This is a genomic window from Empedobacter sp. UBA3475, from assembly GCF_002378465.1.
Classification (GTDB): domain Bacteria; phylum Bacteroidota; class Bacteroidia; order Flavobacteriales; family Weeksellaceae; genus Empedobacter; species Empedobacter falsenii_B.
Genome location: NZ_DFRA01000026.1, coordinates 27,295 through 51,257 on the forward strand (window position 1 = coordinate 27,295; position 23,963 = coordinate 51,257).

Sequence of the window (23,963 nt, forward strand, 5' to 3'; positions counted from 1 at the left end):
AAGCTTTTTTTATGTCTTAATCCCACCTATTCCAACGAATGTAATTTGGTTTTGAAAAGTCAAAATCCATCATTTGAAAATCTCTATTATCCAATAAATTTGTCTTGATTAGATTATCGCCTTGTCCAGGAATTGATGGATAATACGACAATGAAAAACGAATATTGTTGAACACAAAATAATCATTTGTCAACATCACACCCAAACTAAAACGCGAATAAATTGGGTTATTATTCAGTATAAATTTTTTGTTATCTCCAATTGCCGCAACCATCGCATTGAAAAAAGGCGAAATACGAAATCCTAAAAACTCGTAAGGCGTATAGGATTGCAATTGATACTCGAACATTAATTTCTGTTGACCTGTTAAGCCTCTATCCGATTTGAAACCTGCCATTCCCAAATAATCATGTTCATGAAGCGAAAGTTGATCCGCAGGAGAATCTAAACGATCATGTCCCAAAAGATAATTAGTTTTCATGAAGTTTCTGAACTTCCATTTTCCCCAATTTATCAACTTTGCCATATATTGTAATTCTACAGACAGCGTTTTTTGTTCAAATTTTCCTTTATTAAAAAATCCTCCAAACTCAACTCCAAATCCCCAAAAACCGGTATTTAAAAAACCTCCAGCAGAAGCTTTTCCGCCAAGATAATAACGATCAGTTTGACGAATATTTTGAATTCCTCCTATAATGCCCAATGATTTCCCTATCGCAATATCTTCTTCAATATCATAATTGAAAATATATTTTGTTTTGATATATCGTTTTGAAGAAATTCCTATCCCTACTAAATAATTCGTTTGGTCAGAAAAAAAGTTCACAGGATCGTTTTCTGGAGTTGGTGTTTCGGTATAAGATCGATCATAAAATCGCCCTGAAACAATAAAATTGGTAATATTTTCTGAATGACCATCATCAATTCTAAACGCTCTTGCCAACCAATAATCTTGGTAATTATATTTGAAATGGTTATCAACCAAAATAGGTTTTTCGAAATCTAATGAATCTTTAAAATACACTTGTCCAACCGAAACTCCACCTGCATAATGTGCCAATGGCGAATAAAAAGGTCGTACAAAACTGATTGATTTTGTATAATGATTATCTTCATTTTTGAAATAACGTACATTCCCAATAATTCGAGTTTGGGCAATATTTGGAACCGTATAATTAAATTGATATAACGAATTTCCTGTTTTGTAATTGTGACGGTAACGATTATCAAACACATGTCCTAAACCTAAAAAATTTCGCTCTCTAATGCGAATTCCAGCTTTTGAACTCGAAACCGAACCTGTAATAAACATACTCCAAGAGTCAATTGAATTGACATATAAATCAACCGAATCATTCCCGACAGCTTCTTCCTTAATCTCTACTCGACGAATAGAACGATTGGTACGTATTAAACGCTCAGATTCAGCTGCTTTTACAGAATCATATTTATCTCCTAGTTTCAGCAACATATTTTGACGCAACACAAATTGCTTAGATTTCCCGTGTAGTGTATTTCCAGTTCTTTCAATCCATTTTGTCGGTTTTCTTGTCGTGTCCTGCAAAGAATATCCGAAAGGGTCTTGTGTTTTGTAGTAAATATTTCGAATAATTTTTCCTTGATATTTTCCATCACCTACATTATTATTGGGCTGAATAGGAAAACTCGTTGGTTTTTTCTTGAATAATAATTTTTGGTAAAACTTTCTAAACTTAGAATGATTTTTATTCTCAATTCTAACTGTATCAATTTTGACACTATCTTCTTGAGCATTAACAACTATGGATAAACTAAAAAATAGTAATCCAAAAAAAGTTAATAATATAGTTCTTTTTTTAAGCACACGTCAAGTTATAAAAGTCTAACCGCTTTTACAAATCTAGTTTTCCAATAATTTTCATCAAGGGAAGAAATGATGACACCTTTCGAAGTTGAAGAATGTACAAAACTGATTGATCCGTCATGATTAATACTTTCTACAATACCTACATGAGAGATTGAATTTCCTGAAGTATTAAAAAATATTAAATCACCTATTTTAACATTTTCGATTGTAATTTCTTTTCCATATTCAGCTTGATCACTCGAACGACGAGGCAATTCTAAATTCATTTCCTTGAAACTTACATAAACCAGTCCCGAACAATCGAAACCTGTTTTCGTAACTCCACCATATTTGTAAGGTGTTCCTAAGTAAGATTTTGCCGTTTTTAGAATTTTATTTATATCACGAGGCGCACTATCATCAGCATTTTTAGAACGAAAAACCTCTGTAGATTCGTTTTTTTTGGAAGAAGTATAAACTTTTTTAGAACCAGTTTTCTTATACGAAGTTACTTTACTACTTCCACAAGACGTCAAGAATAAACTTGCGATAATAATTGTTGTAAGGTATATGTGCTTCTTCATTTTCGATCCAGTTTTCTTCAACAAATTTTCAACGAATAAATTTACTAAATATTATCTTGCATCACCTCTGTTAACAATTGTTTGGCTCTTAAAAGACGAACTTTAACATTTGGTAAGGTCAAATTGAGTTCTTCAGCAATCTCTTTGTATGTTTTATCTTCGATATAACGCAATTCTATAATTTTTTGATAAGGTTCTCTCAATTTTGCAATAGCTTTTATCAGCGTGTCATTATCTTGTTTTAAAATCAAATGTTCTTCTGGCGAAGGATGATCTTCTAAAATTTCTAAAAAATTGGTTTCATCATCAAGAGAAATATTCAGTTTTGGAGATCTTCTGATATGATCAATCATCGTATTATGTGCGATAGAAATTACCCAAGTCGTAAAGTCAAAATCTTCGTTATATAATTTCAATTTTGTAAAAACCTTCGTAAACGTTTCTATAGCGATATCTTCGGCTTCTTCTTCGTTTCTAATCTTAGAAAATACATAATGATAAACTTTGTTCCACAAAACCTCTATCACTGCGTTCTGAGCATTTCGTTTCCCTTTTTTAGCTTCTAAAATTATGTCCTCTAATGTCATTTACTAAATCAATTATGATAAATATAACAAAATATATAGTATAAAAAAAGCTTCAATAAAAATATTGAAGCTTAAAATCTGTAGACCCACAGGGATTCGAACCCCAACTAGCGGCACCAAAAACCGATGTGCTACCGTTACACCATGGGTCTGTCCATGATTATTATGTTAAAATTGAAAAGAAAAAATTGTAGACCCACAGGGATTCGAACCCCAACTAGCGGCACCAAAAACCGATGTGCTACCGTTACACCATGGGTCTGACTAAATTTTATTTCAATTTTTGCAACTTTTCTCTTAACTAGGTTAGATAAAAATGCCTCAACAATTGCTTATCGAGGCATAAGACTTTTGTAGACCCACAGGGATTCGAACCCCAACTAGCGGCACCAAAAACCGATGTGCTACCGTTACACCATGGGTCTATGTCTTAATTGCTGTGCAAATATAGAAAGGTTTTTTAATTCACCAAAACTAATTTTACAAGTTTTTAGCTAAAACAGACGTTTTATGTGATAAGCTATTGAAAATGAATTTTAAAAAATGATTAAATTTTTTACATTTTTTTTATCAAAGCTTCATACGGATGATTTCGTTCTTGAATTTACGTTTCAAATCTTGCCCACAATCAAAAATCATTTGCTCATTTGATGGAAATGGAGCTGGTCTTCTACCAATCATATTTATATAATCTCGATCCAAAGAACGTCGATCACCTTTGTAAGTTCCGTAAGAATCTCTAAAAATAAACTGACTTGCTAAATTTTTAGAATCGATGGCTTGCTCTTTTTGATTATCGATCAAATAATATTTTGCCGTAATTGCAGCTTCCTTGATGCGTTGTACTTCTTCAAAACGACTTTTTACTGTAATATAACGATCTACCATCACGGGTTTTCCGTCTTTATCTTTTACCACTACTCCATTTTGCACCAATTCTTCTTTACCATCAACAATTTTTTTCTCAAAATTATGCACCTCAATTTTTTCTCGTTCAGGTGAAACATTTATCGTCTCAAAACTTAATTGAATTACATAATCATAAGAACTATTTAATTTTCCCGTGTAAAATTCAGTCCAATTAGAATCCAATCCATACGAATTAAAATCTAACAAATCTTTCTCTAATAGTTTAGGAATAACAACTTCTGTGTTGTTCACCAATTGCACCAAAACTTTATACATTCCGTTTGTACGAGCCGTATTCATCAAACTACGAGTATCTTTATAATTTGAATAAACACTTTCTAAAACTTGAAACTTTTGATAAGCCGTTTGTGCATTCAGTTTTCCTCCTTGATTTAGAAAAGATTTTCCTTCATCGTACAAAAATTGCGCATACTTTTCTTGAATCGTTTTATAAGCTACTGAATAATCTTTTGTTTTGAAATTATACGTTTTCCCGCTAATCGATCTTCCATCAATTCCAGCAATCGTTTTTTGTCTTTCTTGCAAACGATTAATAATTTGATACGCTTCCTGATATTTAGAAGGATTAGTCAACGTTTCGATTTGTTTCAATCTATTTTCATCTTCTTGCTGTCCTTTGTTATAAGCTTCAAAAATTAATGGAACATATTTGATTCCATTTTTCTCCGATGGATTTTTGAAATAAGCTTGCGTAGATTGTTCAAAAGCTTGCTGAAAATTACCAGAAACCAATGCTGAATTCGCCGATTTGTACGAATTACAATTTGTAAAGAATAGTAAAGAGAGCGTTAAGGCAAGTAATTTTATTTTCATATTATCAAGGTAAGTTTTTTGTTTTTTAAAAGTAAAAAGAAAGCCAATATAAATTGGCTTTTGGTTGATATTTTTTATTCTTCAAAAATAATTGAGTTGTCTCCCAAAGATTTTAATCTTACTAAAGATTCAACTCTGATATTTTCATTCAATAAGCGATCGCGTCCTTCTTGAAATGATTTCTCAATTATAAAGCCCATTCCCAAAAGGTTTGCGCCAGATTGTTTAATCAAATTTTCAACACCCAACGCTGCATTTCCATTCGCTAAAAAATCATCAATAAAAATAACATGATCATTTTCATTCAAAAATTGACTACTTACGCAAACATCGTACGTTCGGTCTTTCGTGAATGAATACACTTGCGACGCATAAAAATCTGTCATTGTTTTAGGCTTTGCTTTCTTCACAAAAACAACAGGCAAATTCAATTCTAATCCAACCATAATCGCTGGAGCAATGCCGCTTGCTTCGATTGTAATGATTTTATTAATGTTTAAATCCGAAAATCGCTGGACAAATTCCGACGCAATTGCTTTCATCAGAACAGGATCCATTTGGTGGTTGATAAAACTATCAACTTTTAGAATTCCACCATCGAAACTTTTTCCATCCTTCAGAATTCTTTCTTTTAAAAGTTCCATTTAATATTTAGTTTTTTAAAGTTTACATAGAAAAAAAGCCAGCACATTGGCTGGCTTTGATATATTTTTCAGCTTATTCCCACTCGATAGTTGCTGGTGGTTTTGAGCTGATATCGTAAGCTACACGGTTAATTCCTTTTACCTCATTGATAATTCTATTCGAAACTAATTCTAAGAATTCGTAAGGTAATTTTGACCACGTTGCTGTCATAAAATCGATCGTATTTGCAGAACGAACAACCGCCGTATATTCGTACGTACGCTCGTCTCCCATTACTCCAACAGATTTTACAGGTAATAAAACCACGAAAGCTTGAGAAACTTCGTCGTATAAATTATGTGCATAAAGCTCGTCAATAAAAATTTGATCTGCTTCTTGTAAAATACGTACTTTTTCTTCGTCTACTTCACCTAAAACACGGATTCCTAAACCTGGTCCTGGGAAAGGATGGCGGTAAACTAATTCACGAGGAATACCTAATTCTACTCCAACTTTACGTACTTCATCTTTGAATAATTCGCGTAATGGTTCTAATAATTGAAGTTTCATATCTTCTGGTAATCCACCAACATTGTGGTGAGATTTAATAGTTGCAGAAGGTCCTTTTACAGATTGCGATTCGATTACATCAGGATAAATAGTTCCTTGCGCTAAGAATGCTGCATCTTCAAATTTATTTGATTCTTCATCAAAAACAGCCACGAAATCTTTACCAATTGATTTACGTTTTGCTTCTGGTTCATCGATACCTTTCAAGTTTGTTAAGAAACGTTCTGAAGCATCTACCATTTTGATGTTCATGTTGAAGTGCTTTCCGTAATTTTCCATTACTTTTTTCCCTTCATCTTTTCTCAATAAACCAGTATCAACAAAAATACACGTTAATTGATCGCCAATTGCACGATGAATTAAAACCGCTGCAACAGAAGAATCAACACCTCCTGAAAGTCCTAAAATCACTTTTTTATCACCAACTACTTCTTTTATACGAGCAATTTCTGTTTCGATAAAATCTTTTAAAACCCAATTCTTTTCAGCCTGACAAATATTGAAAACAAAGTTTTCTAACATTGTTGAACCATATTCTGAATGTGTAACTTCTGGGTGAAATTGTACCGCAAAAATCTTTTTATCTTCGTTTGCGATTGCCGCAATATCTATATTTGATTTTCCTGAAATTGTAAATCCTATTGGCGCTGTCATCACTTCATCGAAGTGACTCATCCAAACTGTAGATTGTTCTGGAACTCCTGCGAATAAACTGTTTTGAGCTAAAACTGTTAATTCAGATTTTCCATATTCTCCTTTTTCTCCTTTCTTAACTTCTCCACCTAATAAATGCGAAATCAATTGCATTCCATAGCAAATTCCTAAAACAGGAACGCCCATTTCGAATAATTCTTTTTCTACCAAAGCGGCTTCATCTCCAAAAACTGAAGAAGGTCCTCCTGATAAAATAATTCCTTTTGGATTGTGTTTTTTGATTTCTTCGATCGAAGTGTTGTAGGGAATAATTTCTGTATAAACTCCAAATTCTCGAATTCGGCGCGCGATTAATTGATTGTATTGCGAGCCAAAATCTAAAATAATAATTCCTTGCGTCATTGTGTTTGTCTTTGTGCAAAATTAAGTGAAATTCGGCGCAATCACAATTTTATTCACGTCATTTTTCATTCTTTTAGGTAGATTTTTATAGTTTTCCAAGAACTTAATATTTTCATAACTTTAAAACCGATTAATCGAAATAATTTTACCTTGAAAAAACAATTCATCATGAAAAAAATTATATTTACTGCCTTAACAACCTTTATGCTTACAAACATGGCAAATGCTCAAAAAATTATTGCTCATCGTGGTTATTGGGACACCGAAAACAACGCAAAAAATTCGATTAAATCATTAAAATCTGCACAAGAAATTGGTGCTTATGGTTCTGAATTTGATGTATTAATTAGTGCTGATGATGTTTTGATGGTGAATCATGATGATCATTACCAAGGTCATACAATCGAAACTACAAATTCTTCTCTTTTAAAAACGTTGAAATTGGCTAACAACGAAAACATGCCAACTTTAGAAGAATATTTTGAACAAGGAAAAAAGAATAAGAATGTCAAATTAATTTTCGAATTAAAACCTCACTCATCAAAAGAAAATGAAGATCGTGCAGTAAAAAAAGCGATTGAAATCATCAAAAAACATAAAGTAGAAAAACAAGTTGAAATCATTTCATTTAGTAAAAATATTTGTGATGAATTTAAGAAATTAGCACCAAAATTTCACGTTTCTTATTTAGCCGGAGATTTGTCTCCTCAAGAAGTAAAAGAGAGAAATTGGAATGGAATTGATTATCATTACAGCATTTTTCAGAAAAATCCTACTTGGGTGAAAGAAGCGAAAAACTTGGGATTATTGGTTAATGTTTGGACAGTTAACGACCCAAAAGTGATGCAAGAAATGATCGATATGAAAGCTGATTATATTACAACTGACAAACCTTTGATTTTAAAAGAAATTTTGACTAAATAAATTAGTATATTTAGCGGAATAAGAAATCATTTTATGCCTCAACTTAATTCATTCGAAATCTATTCATTTACAACATTGAACCAAATTCATAAAGAGTATATTTTTAAAATTTGGAACAACGAATATCCTATTAATTTGGCTTTTGAGAGTTTACAGGACACCGAAAATTATTTGAATAGTTTGATTGAAGCGAAACATTTTTTTGCTGTAGATGAAAACAATCAAATGCGAGCTTGGGCGGTTATTTTTGAAAGAGATTATGAAAAATGGTTTGCAATAATTGTGGATAGCGAGTTGCATCAAATTGGTTTGGGACGTAAAATTCTTAATCGATTAAAAACATTTTCGACAGAACTAAATGGTTGGGTAATCGACCATGAAAAAGATACAAAAGCGAATGGAGAGCCTTATTGTTCTCCGTTGGCTTTTTACATGAAAAATGATTTCAATTTACTTCCTGAAATTCGTTTGGAATTAGAGAAAATTTCTGCGGTTAAAATTAATTGGAGAGAGTAATAAAACAAAAAAGAGAAGCTTATTAACTTCTCTTTTCTATTTTATTCTCCTAAAACCTTTTCCAAATCAGTGCTTCCTTGTATATTTCGCATTTGTCGCTCTATATGACTAGCGCGTCTACTGATAAAAGACGAAGGCGGATTCACATTATATTTTCGTGGCAATGGCAAAGCTGCTGCAATTCGAGCCGCTTCATTTTTGGTTAAATCTTTAGCTGGTTTATTAAAATAATATTCTGAAGCTGCTTCAACTCCAAAAACACCAATTCCCATTTCTGAAGTGTTCAAATACATTTCTAAAATACGTTGTTTGCCCCAAATTTTTTCGATCATAAACGTAAAATAAACTTCCAATCCTTTTCTCAACCAAGAACGACCTTGCCACAAAAACACATTTTTCGCTACTTGTTGAGAAATCGTAGAACCTCCACGAAGTTTTTTCCCTTCTTTATTTTTTTCGATCGCTTCTTGTATTCCATCCATATCAAATCCATTGTGTACAGGAAACTTTTGATCTTCGGAACCAATTACAGCCAATTTTATATTTCGTCCCATTTCTTCATAGGAAATATAATCGCGCTTAAATTTTCCTTGTTCAAAACCTTGCTGAACTTGCGTAATCGTGAACGGCGGATTAATCCACTTTAACACAACAATGTATACAAGATGAGCTACAAAAAGATAAATTACAACCTTACGAATAAATTTAAACATTTTATTTCTTTAAATTATGAAAGCAAAGTTATACGATTTATTGAATTTTGAAAATAAAAAAAGCTCCAAAAATGGAGCTTATATTTCTATTCTTTATTTTTTCTCAACTTTCGTTGAACCAGATGTGGGAGCTAATTTTTCTTTTGCAACATCTTTCACGTTTTTTAACTCAGCGTTTACAGGCTCAATCAATGATTTTGTAGGACTTTCATTTCCTCTGTGACACATTACACATGTTACAACATTGATCATTTCAGGATTTTTTGCATTTTCCCAATTGAAATTTTTCGCGTTAATATCACGTGTCATTACAATCATATGACGTGAAAATTCCTTTTCTTTTTTTGCATCACTTGCAAAATCCATCTTTTTCGTATCTGGATTTTCGGCGTGGCAAAAATTACATTTCACTCCTAAAGCAGCGTTGTATCCGCGCATCAAACCTTTCAAACTATCTTCCGAAATGTTTTGTGGTAACACTTTTAGATTTTTCCATTCTGAACTTGAAATTGCTTTTCCTGTGTCAATTTGACGAGAAGTCGTAAACGAAAAAATACTAAACATCAACGCTACAACTACCAAAGAAACCATTATTCTATTTGTTTTCATTTGTAATAATTTTGTTTATAAAAGGTAAAACAAATCTTAAACTGAATAAACCCTTCAGAAAAATTTGGAATAATTTTAAATAAAACCTTTAATGAATTAAAAATAAATCAATTAAAATCTCCAAACTAGTAAACGCGAAATTTTATTCCCTTGTTGCATATTTACAATTCGGTAATCTCTTACTTTTTCACGTTTCAAAATACCTTCCAAAATTCGAACATTTTCTTTCTTAGAAACCAATGTTGTAAACCATTTTACTTGATGTTTATAATCCGCACTTTCTTTTATCATTTTCGTGATAAACAGACGCTCTCCTCCTCTACACCAAAGCTCAGAATTATTCCCACCAAAGTTTTGAATTGGTTTTTGATCAGATTTTTGACCTAAGTTTTTCAGTTTACGCATTGTTTGCTCCATCACTTCTTGATTCGATCTAAAAAATGGAGGATTACAAATTGTAATATCAAATTTTTCGCCTTGTTTGATGATTTTTTTGAAAATATTGTTTGGATTAAATTGCATTCTAATCTCAACTTTGTTACGTAATCGAGCATTTTTCTTGACAATTTCTTCCGCATTTTTGAAAGAAGCATAATCCAACTCTGCGCCAACAAAGTTCCAGTCGTATTCGTAATTTCCAATAATCGGATAAATACAATTCGCTCCAACACCAACATCCAAGACTTTTACATCTTTTCCACGCGGAATTACACCATCAAAACTTTCACCCAAAATATCGGCAACATAATGAATATAATCGGCGCGACCAGGAATTGGTGGACACAAATTATCTTTTGGCAATTCCCAATAATCAATATCATAATATGTTTTCAACAACGCTTTATTCAACGCTTTTACAGCTTCTCTATCCGAGAAATTAATCGTTGGTTCGTTCTCTTTATTGGGTTTGATATATTTGGAAAGTGGGGAATAAATCGCACACAATTTTTCGAAATTATAAGGCGCTAAATGACGATTGCGCGAATGTAATTTTTTTAATTTACTCTTCTTTTCGGGAGTATTCATACAAAAATATTTATGCAAAAATAAGACAACCTTTGCAGTTTTCTGCAAAGGTTGTTTTTGAATTCGTTTATTTTAATTGTTTTTGTAGCGTTTCGATTTGTTTCAAAAGATGATGAATCACTTCTAAACCTTCTATATTAACGCCCAAATTATAATGAAATTCAATAAATCGTTCGATTAATTTCAAATCATTTTCTTCGATAAAATATTCTTGGTTACGCTCGTGCAAAACAACCAAATCATTTTTATACAAATCAATCACAAATTGAGGTTCAATCTGATGATATTTACTAAACTGAATAACAGATATCGTTACATTTTTCATGGTTTTAAGCTTTTTTAAGTGAACGTAATTTCTCGAATAATTCTTTTTCTTCTGCTGATAAATTAGTTGGAGTTTTTACTGAAAATGTCACATACAAATCTCCAAATTGATCATCTTTCTTATAAATTGGTAAACCTTTTCCTTTCAATTTAACCTTTTTATTATTCTCTGTTCCTTCTTTTATTGGAACTTTCACTTTTCCAGAAAGTGTATCAATCATCGCTTCTCCACCCAAAATTGCATCGTATAAGTCGATTTCAACAATTGTAGATAAATCTGCTCCATTAACTTCAAAAGACGTATTATTTTCGATATGAAACGTGATATACAAATCTCCATTTGGACCATTGTTATAACCTTTTCCTCCGTGACCTTTTATCTTAATCGTTTGCCCATCTTCTACTCCAGCTGGAATTGTAATTCGTATATTTTTACCATTCACAGCAAAAGTTTGTTTATGCGAAGTCAATGTATCTGTCAAATTTAGTGTCAAACTGGCATTAACATCTTGCCCTTTATAACCTGTTGATCTACTCCTTCCTTCGCGTCCAAACATCGAACTGAAAAAATCTGAATAGCCATCAAAATCACCAAAACCTTCAGCTCCATCAAAATCGCTATTACTATATTGATATTGTTGCTGTTGTTGTTGCTGACGAGCTTTTTCATATTCTTCACCATGTTGCCAATTTTCTCCATATTTATCGTATTTTTTACGTTTTTCTGGATCGCTCAACACTTCGTTTGCTTCATTTAATTCTTTAAATTTCTGTGCAGCTTCATCGTTATTTGGATTAAGATCGGGATGATACTTACGTGCCAATTTCCGATAAGCTTTTTTTATCTCATCTTGTGATGCGGTCTTTTGCAGACCTAATGTTGTATAATAATCTATAAAAGCCATAGTAATAATAAGTTTGTGTGGTAATTTAATCAAAATCAGTTCCAATTTTTTCAAAACTGACAATACGACTTATTCTTTTTTATCTATTTTAAACCTTTTAATATTTTATCCGAAAAAGATAAATTTATTATGATTAATTCATAAATTTTCAAAAATAATTTGGATATATTCAAAAAAATCAATTATTTTTCATTTATAAAAGAAAGTTATGAATAGAAAAAATTTTTCGAAAAATATATTAATTGGATCGGCGGTTGGTGACGCATTAGGAGTTCCAGTTGAGTTTAAAAGTAGGCAATATTTACAACAAAATCCTGTCACAGATATGATGGGTTATGGAACATACAATATGCCTCCTGGCACTTTTTCTGACGATAGTTCGATGATGTTTTGCTTGGCTGAATCGTTGTGTAATGGTTATAATGTGAATGATATTGCAGAAAAATTTCAGATGTGGATGCACGAAGGTTATTGGACGGCTGACGGAGAAGTCTTTGATGTTGGAATTTCTACACGAAAAGCAATAAATCGTTTACGAGTTGTAAAAAATCCAATTGAGGCTGGTTCTACATCCGAATCTGATAATGGAAATGGATCGTTAATGCGTATTCTTCCTTTAGCAATTTTCACGAAAGATTTATCGATTGATGAACGCTGTGAAATCGTCAAAGAAGTTTCTTCTATCACGCATGCGCACAATCGTTCTGTTTTGGCGTGTATTTATTATATTGAATTTGCGTTGAACGTTTTAGATGCCGAAAATCTAGAAGAAGCTTATCTGAACACAAATTTTTGGTTAAAATTATTCTTAGAAGAAAATGAAATTTATAAAAATGAATTTACATATTTCGAACGAATTTTAAGTGGAAAACTAATTGATTTAAAAGAAGATGAAATTAAATCAACTGGTTATGTCATGGATAGTTTAGAAGCTTCTATTTGGTGTTTGCTACATACAAGTTCGTATAAAGATTGTGTTTTGAAAGCGGTGAATTTAGGACATGATACCGATACAATTGCTTGTATTGCTGGTGGAATTGCAGGGATTTATTATGATGCAGAAACAATTCCGACCAATTGGATTGAGCAATTAGCGCGAGTGAATGATATTTTACATTTAGCAGAACAATTGGAAGAAAAATATGAATTTTAGAAAGCTTGAACTATTCTAAATTCACCAAAAACATTTTCGTAAATTTGCAAAATGGAAAGTCAAAAAAATAATCCATTACACGGAAAACGTTTAGACGATATTATCGAAGAATTAGTAATTTATTACGGCGGTTGGGAAGGTTTGGGAAATCAAATTAACATCAGATGTTTTAATGATAATCCAAGTTTGAAATCATCGTTGAAATTTCTTCGAAAAACAGATTGGGCACGTGCAAAAGTAGAAGAATTGTACATTAAGAAAATTGCAAAATAATGAGTGCAACTATTCTTGAAGAAAAGATTTTTATTGATTCTGAGCTCTTAACCAATATCGAAGAAGAAAGTCAGGTTATTATACATTGTTGTATGGCGGCAGATGAATATGCAAATGCTGCACGTATTTGGCCTTCTACTTTTATTATTGATAATCAATCAGGAAAACGTTGTCAATTGGTTTTTGCGGACGGAATTACAATGTATCCAAATTGGACGTATATCGAAGAAGGTTCGTCTCTTCATTTCACTTTAATTTTTAATGGTTTGCCAAAAAGTTGTCAATCATTTGATTTAGTCGAAATTATTCCGCAAGCTGGAGGATTTGAATATCGAAAAATAAATCGAAATAAAAGCGATGTTTATCACGTCGAATTTTCAGAATAAATTAAAAAAAATGCGTTTCATTTGAAACGCATTTTTTAATAATATAAACTGTATTTTTTATTGAATTACTCCAATATCATTTCGATAATATTCGTAATCAAAATGTACTTTTTTGATGTTTTCGTAAGCAGTTTCACGTGCTTCTTCTAATGTATTTCCTAATCCAACTATGTTGATTACGCGTCCACCAGAAGTAACAATTTGTTCACCTGATAATTTTGCACCAGCAATAAAATTAGGACAAGTTACATTTTCTAAACCACGAATCTCAAAACCTTTGTCGTAATTTCCTGGATATCCTCCCGAAACCATCACCACACAACACGCATGTTGATTTTTGAAAGTCAAGTCAAAATCTTCTCCTTTAATTGCTTTATTTACAACCTCAGCCAAATCATTTTCTAACAAAGGTAAAGTTGTTTGCGTTTCTGGATCGCCCATTCTTAGGTTATATTCCAACAAATAAACACCTTTTGTTGTAATCATCAATCCAAAGAAAATAACACCAGCAAACTCTGATCTTTCCTTAATTAAACCACATTTTGTTGGCTCCATAATTTCTTCTTCGAACATTTTGAAATGCTCTTCCGTAAACAATGGATTTGGAGCGATAACGCCCATTCCACCAGTATTAAGACCAGTTTCTCCTTCACCAATTTTCTTGTGATCTTTTGCCGAAACAAATGGAACGATTTTTTTCCCGTTAAAGAAAGACAAAATAGAGGCTTCAAAACCTTCTAAATATTCTTCAATAACCACTTCGTTTCCTGCATCACCAAAGGTTTTATCTTCCATGATATCCAAAACAGCTTGTTTTGCTTCTTCAAAATCTTGGCAGATAATAACTCCTTTTCCAGCCGCTAAACCAGAGGCTTTCACTACAATTGGATAATCTTGTGTTTTCAAATAATCAATCGCCAACATTGGTCCTTGAAAATTTTTATATTTTGCTGTTTTCACACCATATTTATCCATAAAATCCTTCGCAAAAGCTTTAGAAGCTTCTAATTGCGCAGCTGCTTTATGAGGTCCAAAAACATTTAAATTCTCTTTCTGAAAAATATCAACGATACCTTCTGCTAATTCAGCTTCTGGTCCAACAAAAGTTAAATCGATTTGATTTTCTTTCGCGAAATTTTTCATTTCTTCAATCGAAGAAACTGAAACGTTTGTTCCGATTTGAGCTGTTCCTGCATTTCCTGGAATAAAAAACAATTCTAAATCTTGTCCTTTTTGCTTGAAATCTTCAGCAAACTTCCATCCTATTGCATGTTCACGACCACCTGAACCGATTACTAAGATGCGAGTTGCGGTTTGCGATTCGCGGTTTGCGCTATTATTTTGTTCCATTGTTTTTCTTTGTTAAATAGTTTTGAAAATTTTTATTCATTCTACAATAATGATCAATTAATTCTAAAGCTTCATTTAATTCTGACTCTGTTATATAATTCAACTCAAAAGCTATTATTAATTGAGCTTCAACCTCAAAATCAGAACCTTTTGAAATAGATAGAAAATTAATCATTTGCTGATTTGAATTTCTTCCAGAACCTTCTGCGATATTTGAAAGAATTGAAACAACTGCTCTTTTTATTTGAACAGTTAATCCATACTTTTCTGATTCTGGAAATTTATTAGAAAGATTATAAACCAGTCTTAAAATTTCCAAACTTTTTTGCCATATGTCTAAATTTCTATAACTTCTCATTTACACTAAGTTAATCTTAAATTCCAACATCGCAAAACGAATATCGCATATCGAATTTTAGTGCATAAAATGTCTCATTCCTGTGAAAACCATCGGAATTTCGCGTTCATTACAAGCATCGATAGACTCTTGATCTTTGATTGATCCTCCTGGTTGAATAATTGCTTTAATTCCATTTTCTGCTGCAAAATCAGCTACATCACGGAAAGGGAAAAATGCATCTGAAGCTAAAACTAAATCATCTTCCACTTTTTCTTTTGCACGTGCAATCGCTTGTTGAGCCGCCCAAATACGATTCGTTTGACCTCCACCGATTCCGTAAGCTTGACCATTTGTCGCTACAACAATCGCGTTAGATTTTACCCATTTTACAATTTTTTGAGCAAAAACTAAATCAGTCATTTGACGATCTGTTGGTTGAGCTTCTGTTACAACTTTAAGATCTGTTGAAAACTGATTATCTGTAGACTGAACAATTAATCCTCCATCAACTTTTACGTAAGTTACTTTATCCGACACAGGATTCTTCACTTTGATGATACGTAAATTTTTCTTTTGTTTAAAAATTTCTAACGCTTCTTCTGTAAATGAAGGTGCAATTACAATTTCTAAGAAAATTTTATTTAATTCAACCGCAGTTTTTCCATCAACTTCTCTATTGAAAGCGATGATTCCACCGAAAATTGACATTGGATCACATTCATACGCTTTTTCATAAGCTTCTAAAACATTCTCTCCAATTGCCACTCCACAAGGCGTTGAATGTTTCACTGCACAACAAGTTGTTTCCTCAAATTCTGAAACCACTTTATAAGCCAAATCCATATCACGAATATTGTTGAAAGAAAGTTCTTTTCCTTGTAAATATTCGAAATCTTTCATTGCGCCATTTTTCGTTTTATCAACATAATAAGCTGCTTTTTGATGTGGATTTTCTCCATAACGTAAATCCATCACTTTCTCGTAAGAAGACTCTAAAAATTGAGGAAAATCTTCTCCTAAAATGTAAGTAGAAATCGCCGCATCATAAGCAGAAGTTAAGTTGAATACTTTACCAGCACATAATTTACGCGTTTCGATAGAAGTTGAACCATTCTCACGAATTTCATTCATCACTACTTCATAATCATTCACATCCGTTACAACTGTTACATCATAAAAATTCTTTGCAGAAGAACGTAACATTGATGGACCACCGATATCAATAAATTCAATCATTTCCGCTTCAGAAAGACCTGTATTCATCTTTTCGAAGAAAGGATAAAGATTTACAATAACGATATCAATTGGGTTAATTCCATGTTCCGCAATTGTTGCCATATGATTTTCGTCCGAACGACGCGCCATAATACCACCATGAATTGCAGGATGTAAAGATTTTACGCGACCATCTAAAATCTCAGGAAAACCAGTTACATCTTTTACTTCTGTAACTTCGATTCCGTTGTCTTGTAAATGTTTGAATGTTCCTCCAGTTGATAAGATTTTGTAATCTTGTTCAACCAAGAATTTTGCAAATTCTAACAAGTTCGACTTGTCCGAAACACTTATTAGCGCTTGTTTTTGCATTGTGTTTAGTTTTTAAAGTTTATTGTTTGTTTACTATTTTATTGGAAATGAAAAACCTCAATGTACACAACATTGAGGCATTCTATATTTTATGCTTCGCTGATTTGCTTGATTGCCTTAATGTAGATTTCACTTTCTACCTCAGCAACTTTACGCTGTAAATCTGCTACTTCATCACCTTCTTCAATTTCAAAAATTCCTTGACAAATAATTTGTCCTTCGTCTACACCAGCCGTTACAAAATGTACAGTTGCTCCTGATGTTTTTTCACCAGCTTCTAAAACTGCTTTGTGAACTTTCGCGCCATACATTCCTTTTCCACCAAATTTTGGTAATAATGCAGGATGAATATTAATCATTTTCGAGCCCCATTTCGAGGTAAATTCTGGAGATAATATGGTTAAAAAACCTGCCAAAACAATAAGGTCGATTTCTTCTCCTTCTAAATTATGTTCAGCATCTTCCGAAAAAGTTTTTCGGTCTAAGACATACGTTCGGATATCTTTATCCAACGATCGTTCTATTGCATAACAATCTCGGTCTGCCATTACCATCGAAATCTCGACATTTGGTAACGTTCCGTCTTCAACTGCATCAATAATATTTTGAAGATTTGTTCCGCCACCGGAAACAAATACAGCTATTTTCATGTTTGTTTGTAAGTAATCTTGTTTGTTTTACAAAGATAAGATTTTAGTTGATGCAAGTCGAAAAATATAACGTGGATTTAATCTATTTATTAATGATTTATTCACAATTAAAAACAAGAAAGGCTATCTCAAATTGAAATAGCCTTTTGAAAATATTTTTTAGTGCCCTTGAGTTCCGTCAACTCCATGTGCGTGTCCGTGAGATAATTCTTCCTCAGTTGCTGGACGAACATTAAGAATTTCAACTTCAAATTCTAATGTTTTTCCTGCCATTGGAGGATTCAAATCTGCAATTACAGCCTCTTCTGTCACTTCTACAACTGAAGCACGGAATTGATTTCCTGCATCATCAGTCAAAGGTAAAATTGCTCCAACTGGTGGCAATCCAGATTCTTTGAACATATCTAAAGGTAATTGAGCAACAGCTTCTTCTACTCTTTCACCGTATCCTTCTGCTGGAGTAATTACGAATGATTTTTTATCACCAATTGTTAATTCTTTTAATTCTTCTTCAAATTTTGGAATCATCATTCCAGCTCCAAATAAAAAAGTTAATGGCTCTTCTGTATTTGATTGTTCTACAAATACTTTTTCACCATTCGCTTCGATGGTATGTAATGAGTAGTTTACTGAAACTACATTATTGTTTTCTATTGACATAAATTGTAAATTATGGATGCTTTTAAAAAGCGTTCATTTTTAATACTTATCTTTTAACAACAACTATTCCTTTCGAATAATTTGACCAATTTTGTCAGTTATTTAGATTTTTGAACTGACAATTTTTATTTAATCTATAAAAAGTAATGCTTTTTTGATGTCTTCATAACCAATTTCACCATTGAAATAATCATAAATTGGTTTTAAAACTTTATTCTCTTCAAATTCGATTTCACTATACGCTAATCGAACTTTATCAATAATTTTATCAGAAGGTTTAAATTTTGAATAATCCAAATCAGGCTCACTTTCTTTGATTTTACCAATATGATCGACAATTGCTGAAGTAGTTAAACCTCTTTTCTCTGCGATTTGATCTAAAGACAAACCTTCTTTCACATATTCTAATGTAATTTCGTAAGTCGATTTCTTTTGTCCTTTTTCTTTGGTTTTATTCTTTTCGATATTTTTTGCAATTTGTTTTTTATCCAAAGTTCCACCAGAATATCGGATAAAAGCAGCCCAAGAGTTTTGCAATTCTTTTTCATCTAGAAACTCATCCATTTCATTCGATAAAACCTGAAAACGTCTATCAGCCTTCATTGCAAGTGAATCAATTTCTAAAGCTGTTTGATTCAATCCGTGTAACATCAACGAATTTAAATCTCGTAAACGTGAAAGTGCAACATACCCTTGTCCTTTTTCGAACGCTTTTGATAAATCAATAAACGCAGAATCTAACGTCATTCCTTGTGATTTATGAATCGTAATCGCCCAAGCCAAACGCAACGGAACTTGTGTAAATGAAGCCAATGCTTTTCCGCTTTCGTCCTCTATTGCCCACGTTTCTGGTTTTGCAATGTAAAATTCTCCATCTAATGTTTTGATAATTGGCTCGTCTTTTTCAGTATACCCCGAAACATTTCCAAGCGTTCCGTTTACAAAACCAACTTCGAAATTGTTACGAACAAACATCACTTTCGCTCCTATCTTCAATTCTAAAACTTCTTCTGCTAAAACAGATTTTTTAAGAACCTCAACCAAAGCTGGATTTCCCGCAACTTTTGCTTCAAATGTTTTGGAAGATGAATCAATATTAATCAATTGACCTTTATTAATTCGGTCCACATCCATATTATGTGTATACAAACGAGTTTGTGAATCTATTTCATCTGGAAAATATTCGATTCGAGTTTCTAATAAATCAACTGTTTTTTGCGAAATATTCCCCGAACGAATTTCATTCAAAATATCATTCAATGCATTATTTGTTTGACGATATTGCTCTGTCAAATAACAAATATGCACTTTTGCTTGAACCCAAGCATCGGACATAAAACAGAATTTATCTTTCGATTCTTCCCACTCTTCACCAATCGGCGGTAACTGGAAAAAATCACCCGAAAAAATTACTTGAACACCTCCAAAAGGTTCATCGTTTTGTTTGAAAAACTTCAAAACATAATCAACCGCATCCAACTGATTTCGGTGCAGCATCGAGATTTCATCAATAATTAAGACTTTTACTTTGTCCATTTTATCTCGGAAATATTTCTTGTCGCGAAGCGAAGCCAAATATCGATCAGAAACATAATCTTTTATTCCAATTCCAGCCCAAGAATGTATCGTTTGACCATTCATGTGCGTCGCAGCAATTCCCGTAGAAGCCGTTATAGCAACAGGAACGCCATGTTGTTTAAGATATTGAATGTATTGATTTAACACATAAGTTTTTCCGGCACCCGCAGAACCTGTTAAAAATACATTTCGACCAGATTTTAGAATTGCCAAAGCCTTTGATTGTTGCATAACTTATGAGTGAATTTGGAGTTTTTTGAATGAAATGCAAAGATACGAAGATTGAATGAGGTGAGGAAATGCTTAATAAATTAAAAAAAAGAAAATGAATTAACTTTAAAAGCTATTGTATTTTAATTAAGCTTTTTTATTTAAGAAAAAAACTACAAAATTTTATAACAAGGATCAATCTTAATCAAAAACAAATAATCCCAAAAAATAAAAAAACCGGATAAGAAATCTTATCCGGCTTTTTTAAACTATTTAATCTACTATTTCAATATAATTTTGTCAGCACCTTCTTGAATTTCTCCAATCAACGCACTTCCATCAATAATATTCAATACTTTTTCAGCATCAGTTTGGTCAACGATGACAACCATTCCAACACCCATATTAAATGTTCCAAACATTTCGTTTTCTGCAATTCCTCCGCGTTTAGCTAATTCTTGCATCACTGTTGGTACATTTATTTTTGCTTTTTCTATTACAGCAGTTAATCCGTCATTTATAATACGAGGAACATTCTCGATTAATCCACCTCCTGTAATATGAGCAATTCCAGACATTTCGATTCCAGCATCTTTGATTTTGAAAATATCATTTTGATATAATTTTGTTGGAACTAATAATGTTTCGAACAAAGGTTTACCTTCAAATTCTTCGTTAAAATCTGGGAAAACTTTACGAACCAAAGAGAATCCATTCGAATGGAAACCACTTGATGGTAACGCAATAATTACTTGTCCAGCTTTTATTTTAGAACCATCGATAATTTCATCTCGTTCTACTACTCCAACACAAAATCCAGCAACATCATAATCACCAACTTGGTACATTCCTGGCATTTCTGCTGTTTCTCCACCAATTAATGCTGTTCCAGTTTCTTTACACGCTTGTGCAATTCCACCTACAATTTCTGCTGCGATATCAGAATCTAATTTTCCACAAGCTAAATAATCTAAGAAAAATAATGGTTTTGCTCCATGACACAAAATATCATTTGCACACATCGCGAAACAATCAATCCCAACTGTATCGTAAACTTTAGAATCTAAAGCCACACGTAGTTTAGTTCCTACACCATCGGTTCCTGATACCAAAACAGGATTTTTGTAACCTCCTAATTGGTAAAATGCACCAAAACTTCCAATTCCATTCAACACGTTTGAATTGTGTGTTGCTGCAACTGCATCTTTAATTTTCGATACCGTTTGATAACCTTCTTCCTTATCTACTCCGGCTTGTTTATATGTATTGCTCATTTTAATTATGATTTAGTTTTTCGAAATACGAGATTCGAAATTCGTATAACTTATTAATCTATATGCAAAGGTTTTACCTCTTTACATTCTTCATTAGAATAATTTACGGGATATTTTTCTGTAAAACATCCAAAACAATGTTCTTTACTTCCTAATAAATCAATCAGATTATCAACTGTTAAGAAATCTAACGAATCGACATTCAAATAATCTTCAACCTCTTTAATTGACTTATTTCCTGAAATTAAATCTGCTTTAGAAGGCATATCAATTCCTAAATAACAAGGTGCAATAATTGGAGGCGAAGCAGAACGGAAATGAATTTCTTTTGCTCCTGCTTCTTTTAAGATTTTGATTAAAAGTTTCGAAGTTGTTCCACGTACAATCGAATCATCTAAAACAACCAAACGTTTTCCTTTGATTTTATTTTTGATGGGATTCAATTTTAAGTTGACCACACGTTCACGCATTTCTTGTGAAGGAACGATAAACGAACGCGACATATAACGATTCTTAATCAAAATTGGTTCGTAAGGAATACCCGAAGCTTCTGAATAACCAATTGCAGACGGGATCCCAGAATCTGGAACACCAATTACAATATCGGCAGCAACAGGAGATTGTTCGTATAATTTTCGACCAGATTCTACACGTAAATCGTAGATTTCATTTCCTTCGATATTCGAGTCAGGACGTGCAAAATAAATGTACTCAAAAGCACAAATATTACGCTGCGTTGGTTGATTTAATGAATAAGATTTCAAACCTTGTTCATTTACAACAATCAATTCACCTGGCTCTACATCACGGATAAATTCAGCTCCGACAGCGTCTAATGCACATGTTTCTGAACAGAAAACATAGGCATCGTCCAATTTTCCTAAACATAAAGGACGAATACCATTTGGATCGCGAAAAGCTGCCATTTGATTATTCGCTAATAACAAAACCGAATAAGCTCCTTTTACCTTTTCTGTACCTTTCTGTATAGCTTCTACAATATCTAAATGCGAATATTTTTGAATAGAACGTAATAAAACCTCCGTATCCGAAGTTGCTAAAAATGGTAAACCTTCTGCTTCTAATTCAGCTCTTAATGCTTCAACTTCAATTAAATTTCCGTTATGAGCAATAGAGAAATGAGGTTTTCCATAAATATTGTACGTGTAAAGTGGCTGAATGTTACGACGACTTCCACCTCCAGCAGTTGTGTAGCGTGTATGTCCAATCGCAGCATTTCCTTGGTATTCTTCAATCTCGGCTTCCATTGTTTTGAAAACGTCTAATACCAATCCTGTTTTTTTCACCGTTTTAATGTTTCCATCTTTCAAGAAAGAAACACCACACGCTTCCTGTCCACGGTGTTGAAGCGCAAATAAACCAAACTGTGCAATAGAATATGTGTTGATATTATTTGGCGAATAAACCCCAAAAACACCACATTCTTCGTTTACACTATCCACAGTATCGGCTGCATATTTTTTTAATAAATTTCTTTCGTAGAAATTCGTTAAATATTCAGCTTTTAATTGGCTTTTATGTAATTTTTTATCAATCATTATAGAATGAAAAAAATGTTTATTTTAAAACTTCTGTCAAACGATTATATACTTCGTGATAAGCTTCTGAAACATCACCTAAATCACGACGAAAACGGTCTTTATCTAATTTTTTTCCTGTTTCAACATCCCATAAACGACATGTGTCTGGAGAAATTTCGTCAGCTAAAATGATATTACCATCAACATCTTTACCAAATTCAATTTTAAAATCAGCTAAAATTAATCCAGCTTTTAAGAACAATTCTTTCAACGCTTCGTTAATTACTTCTGTTTGTGTGTACATTTCATCTAACTCATCATATGTTGCAGCTCCTAATAAAACCGCATGATGATCGTTGATTAATGGATCTCCTAATTCATCTTTTTTGTAACAGATATCAAAAATTGTAACTGGAGATTTCGCTCCTTCTTCTAATCCTAAACGTTGAGCCATAGACCCAGCTACATAGTTGCGCACAACCATTTCAATTGGAATAATTGATACTTTTTTCACCAATTGCTCACGATCATTCAACTGCTCGATGAAATGAGTTTTAACTCCTTTTTCAATCAAATAGTTGAAAATTAAAGTCGAAATTTTGTTGTTCATTTCTCCTTTGTCCTCAACAGTTCCGCGCTTTTGTGCATTAAATGCAGTTGCGTCATCTTTGTAATAAACAATTACTTTGTCTGCTTCCTCTGTTGAGTAAACTTGTTTTGCTTTCCCTTCGTAAATGAAGTCTTTTTTTGTTAAGCTCATCGTTGTTGTTTGTTTTTTCGAAGCTCGATTTTCGAAATTCAAAGTTAAAATTCATCTAACTTCTAGTTTCTTATTTCTAACTTCATTACATCGTTTTTTTGTTTTGTTTGAAATGAAAAAGTCCACTTCGTGTTTGTTGTTTGTTTTGAAAATTAACTTGTTCAAGGTTAACTTTCGAGATTAATTTCGATTGGT

At 32.6% G+C, this 23,963-nt stretch carries 25 protein-coding genes and 3 tRNA genes; 5 read left to right on the forward strand and 23 right to left on the reverse strand.

Annotation, left to right across the window (positions count from 1 at the left end):
- Nucleotides 1–16: 16 nt before the first annotated feature.
- The 9 genes from B3I31_RS05635 to guaA all read right to left on the reverse strand — a co-directional run bounded on the left by B3I31_RS05635 (nt 17) and on the right by guaA (nt 6,989).
- The gene (locus tag B3I31_RS05635) at nt 17–1,843 is read right to left on the reverse strand and encodes a hypothetical protein (RefSeq protein WP_286495803.1); all 1,827 of its coding nucleotides are present in this window, start codon (nt 1,841–1,843) and stop codon (nt 17–19) included.
- 8 nt (nt 1,844–1,851) lie between these two features.
- Complete coding sequence (locus B3I31_RS05640) at nt 1,852–2,409, reverse strand: C40 family peptidase (RefSeq protein WP_038334631.1); 558 nt, start codon at nt 2,407–2,409, stop codon at nt 1,852–1,854.
- A 44-nt stretch (nt 2,410–2,453) separates the two neighbouring features.
- Nucleotides 2,454–2,996 (reverse strand): RNA polymerase sigma factor, encoded by a 543-nt coding sequence (locus tag B3I31_RS05645; RefSeq protein ID WP_038334626.1) that lies wholly within the window; start codon nt 2,994–2,996, stop codon nt 2,454–2,456.
- An 81-nt stretch (nt 2,997–3,077) separates the two neighbouring features.
- A tRNA-Gln gene (locus B3I31_RS05650) sits at nt 3,078–3,148 on the reverse strand.
- Between the two features lie 39 nt (nt 3,149–3,187).
- Nucleotides 3,188–3,258: transfer RNA gene (locus B3I31_RS05655), tRNA-Gln, on the reverse strand.
- Nucleotides 3,259–3,350: 92 nt separating this feature from the next.
- A tRNA-Gln gene (locus tag B3I31_RS05660) sits at nt 3,351–3,421 on the reverse strand.
- A gap of 145 nt (nt 3,422–3,566) precedes the next feature.
- Nucleotides 3,567–4,739, reverse strand: a complete 1,173-nt coding sequence (locus B3I31_RS05665; RefSeq protein ID WP_286495801.1) for a hypothetical protein — start codon at nt 4,737–4,739, stop codon at nt 3,567–3,569.
- A gap of 74 nt (nt 4,740–4,813) precedes the next feature.
- Entirely contained in the window at nt 4,814–5,383 is a 570-nt protein-coding gene (gene xpt / locus B3I31_RS05670; RefSeq protein WP_219034709.1) for a xanthine phosphoribosyltransferase, read from the reverse strand.
- A gap of 73 nt (nt 5,384–5,456) precedes the next feature.
- Entirely contained in the window at nt 5,457–6,989 is a 1,533-nt protein-coding gene (guaA, locus tag B3I31_RS05675) for a glutamine-hydrolyzing GMP synthase (RefSeq protein ID WP_125349033.1), read from the reverse strand.
- Between the two features lie 168 nt (nt 6,990–7,157).
- Between guaA and B3I31_RS05680 the strand changes: the two genes are divergently transcribed.
- Together B3I31_RS05680 and B3I31_RS05685 are read left to right on the forward strand one after the other, a co-directional pair.
- Nucleotides 7,158–7,913 (forward strand): glycerophosphodiester phosphodiesterase, encoded by a 756-nt coding sequence (locus tag B3I31_RS05680; protein ID WP_125349032.1) that lies wholly within the window; start codon nt 7,158–7,160, stop codon nt 7,911–7,913.
- Nucleotides 7,914–7,946: 33 nt separating this feature from the next.
- A complete protein-coding gene (locus B3I31_RS05685) occupies nt 7,947–8,429 on the forward strand; it encodes an N-acetyltransferase (RefSeq protein WP_286495800.1) in 483 nt (160 codons plus the stop codon).
- A 41-nt stretch (nt 8,430–8,470) separates the two neighbouring features.
- Here the strand turns inward: B3I31_RS05685 and mtgA are convergent, their stop codons facing one another.
- From mtgA to B3I31_RS05710, 5 genes are all read right to left on the reverse strand, one after another.
- A complete protein-coding gene (gene mtgA / locus B3I31_RS05690; RefSeq protein ID WP_291049037.1) occupies nt 8,471–9,142 on the reverse strand; it encodes a monofunctional biosynthetic peptidoglycan transglycosylase in 672 nt (223 codons plus the stop codon).
- Between the two features lie 93 nt (nt 9,143–9,235).
- Nucleotides 9,236–9,751 (reverse strand): c-type cytochrome, encoded by a 516-nt coding sequence (locus tag B3I31_RS05695; protein WP_286495799.1) that lies wholly within the window; start codon nt 9,749–9,751, stop codon nt 9,236–9,238.
- 111 nt (nt 9,752–9,862) lie between these two features.
- Nucleotides 9,863–10,777, reverse strand: a complete 915-nt coding sequence (rlmF, locus tag B3I31_RS05700; protein WP_038332349.1) for a 23S rRNA (adenine(1618)-N(6))-methyltransferase RlmF — start codon at nt 10,775–10,777, stop codon at nt 9,863–9,865.
- A gap of 67 nt (nt 10,778–10,844) precedes the next feature.
- Entirely contained in the window at nt 10,845–11,102 is a 258-nt protein-coding gene (locus tag B3I31_RS05705) for a chaperone modulator CbpM (RefSeq protein ID WP_135834956.1), read from the reverse strand.
- 4 nt (nt 11,103–11,106) lie between these two features.
- Nucleotides 11,107–12,006 (reverse strand): DnaJ C-terminal domain-containing protein, encoded by a 900-nt coding sequence (locus B3I31_RS05710; protein ID WP_114999547.1) that lies wholly within the window; start codon nt 12,004–12,006, stop codon nt 11,107–11,109.
- 208 nt (nt 12,007–12,214) lie between these two features.
- On the opposite strand from B3I31_RS05710, the gene B3I31_RS05715 reads away from it, so the two are divergent.
- The 3 genes from B3I31_RS05715 to B3I31_RS05725 are packed head-to-tail and all read left to right on the forward strand — an operon-like array spanning nt 12,215 to nt 13,818.
- A complete protein-coding gene (locus B3I31_RS05715) occupies nt 12,215–13,159 on the forward strand; it encodes an ADP-ribosylglycohydrolase family protein (protein WP_114999545.1) in 945 nt (314 codons plus the stop codon).
- Nucleotides 13,160–13,210: 51 nt separating this feature from the next.
- On the forward strand, nt 13,211–13,432 hold the full coding sequence (locus B3I31_RS05720) for a VF530 family DNA-binding protein (protein WP_038332359.1): 222 nt from the start codon (nt 13,211–13,213) through the stop codon (nt 13,430–13,432).
- Nucleotides 13,432–13,818 carry a hypothetical protein gene (locus tag B3I31_RS05725; RefSeq protein ID WP_114999543.1) on the forward strand — a complete coding sequence of 129 codons (387 nt, stop codon included), beginning with the start codon at nt 13,432–13,434 and terminating at the stop codon, nt 13,816–13,818. Before B3I31_RS05720 ends, B3I31_RS05725 begins: the two co-directional genes overlap by 1 nt.
- Nucleotides 13,819–13,875: 57 nt before the next feature.
- On the opposite strand, the gene purD is transcribed toward B3I31_RS05725, so the two are convergent.
- The 9 genes from purD to purC form a co-directional block, all read right to left on the reverse strand.
- Complete coding sequence (gene purD, locus B3I31_RS05730; RefSeq protein WP_125349024.1) at nt 13,876–15,168, reverse strand: phosphoribosylamine--glycine ligase; 1,293 nt, start codon at nt 15,166–15,168, stop codon at nt 13,876–13,878.
- Entirely contained in the window at nt 15,155–15,526 is a 372-nt protein-coding gene (locus tag B3I31_RS05735; RefSeq protein WP_125349023.1) for a four helix bundle protein, read from the reverse strand. Before B3I31_RS05735 ends, purD begins: the two co-directional genes overlap by 14 nt.
- A 57-nt stretch (nt 15,527–15,583) precedes the next feature.
- The gene (purH, locus tag B3I31_RS05740; RefSeq protein ID WP_280036526.1) at nt 15,584–17,095 is read right to left on the reverse strand and encodes a bifunctional phosphoribosylaminoimidazolecarboxamide formyltransferase/IMP cyclohydrolase; all 1,512 of its coding nucleotides are present in this window, start codon (nt 17,093–17,095) and stop codon (nt 15,584–15,586) included.
- 89 nt (nt 17,096–17,184) lie between these two features.
- Nucleotides 17,185–17,745: a phosphoribosylglycinamide formyltransferase gene (gene purN / locus B3I31_RS05745; protein ID WP_038332368.1), complete on the reverse strand. Its 561-nt coding sequence runs from the start codon at nt 17,743–17,745 to the stop codon at nt 17,185–17,187.
- Nucleotides 17,746–17,904: 159 nt separating this feature from the next.
- On the reverse strand, nt 17,905–18,405 hold the full coding sequence (locus B3I31_RS05750; protein ID WP_038332370.1) for an FKBP-type peptidyl-prolyl cis-trans isomerase: 501 nt from the start codon (nt 18,403–18,405) through the stop codon (nt 17,905–17,907).
- Nucleotides 18,406–18,534: 129 nt separating this feature from the next.
- Nucleotides 18,535–20,214, reverse strand: coding sequence for an AAA family ATPase (locus B3I31_RS05755; RefSeq protein ID WP_219034720.1), 1,680 nt, complete (start codon nt 20,212–20,214; stop codon nt 18,535–18,537).
- A gap of 260 nt (nt 20,215–20,474) precedes the next feature.
- On the reverse strand, nt 20,475–21,467 hold the full coding sequence (gene purM, locus B3I31_RS05760; RefSeq protein WP_114999539.1) for a phosphoribosylformylglycinamidine cyclo-ligase: 993 nt from the start codon (nt 21,465–21,467) through the stop codon (nt 20,475–20,477).
- Between the two features lie 53 nt (nt 21,468–21,520).
- Nucleotides 21,521–23,026, reverse strand: coding sequence for an amidophosphoribosyltransferase (gene purF / locus B3I31_RS05765; RefSeq protein WP_125349020.1), 1,506 nt, complete (start codon nt 23,024–23,026; stop codon nt 21,521–21,523).
- Between the two features lie 19 nt (nt 23,027–23,045).
- Nucleotides 23,046–23,768 (reverse strand): phosphoribosylaminoimidazolesuccinocarboxamide synthase, encoded by a 723-nt coding sequence (gene purC, locus B3I31_RS05770; protein ID WP_038332381.1) that lies wholly within the window; start codon nt 23,766–23,768, stop codon nt 23,046–23,048.
- Nucleotides 23,769–23,963: the final 195 nt, after the last annotated feature.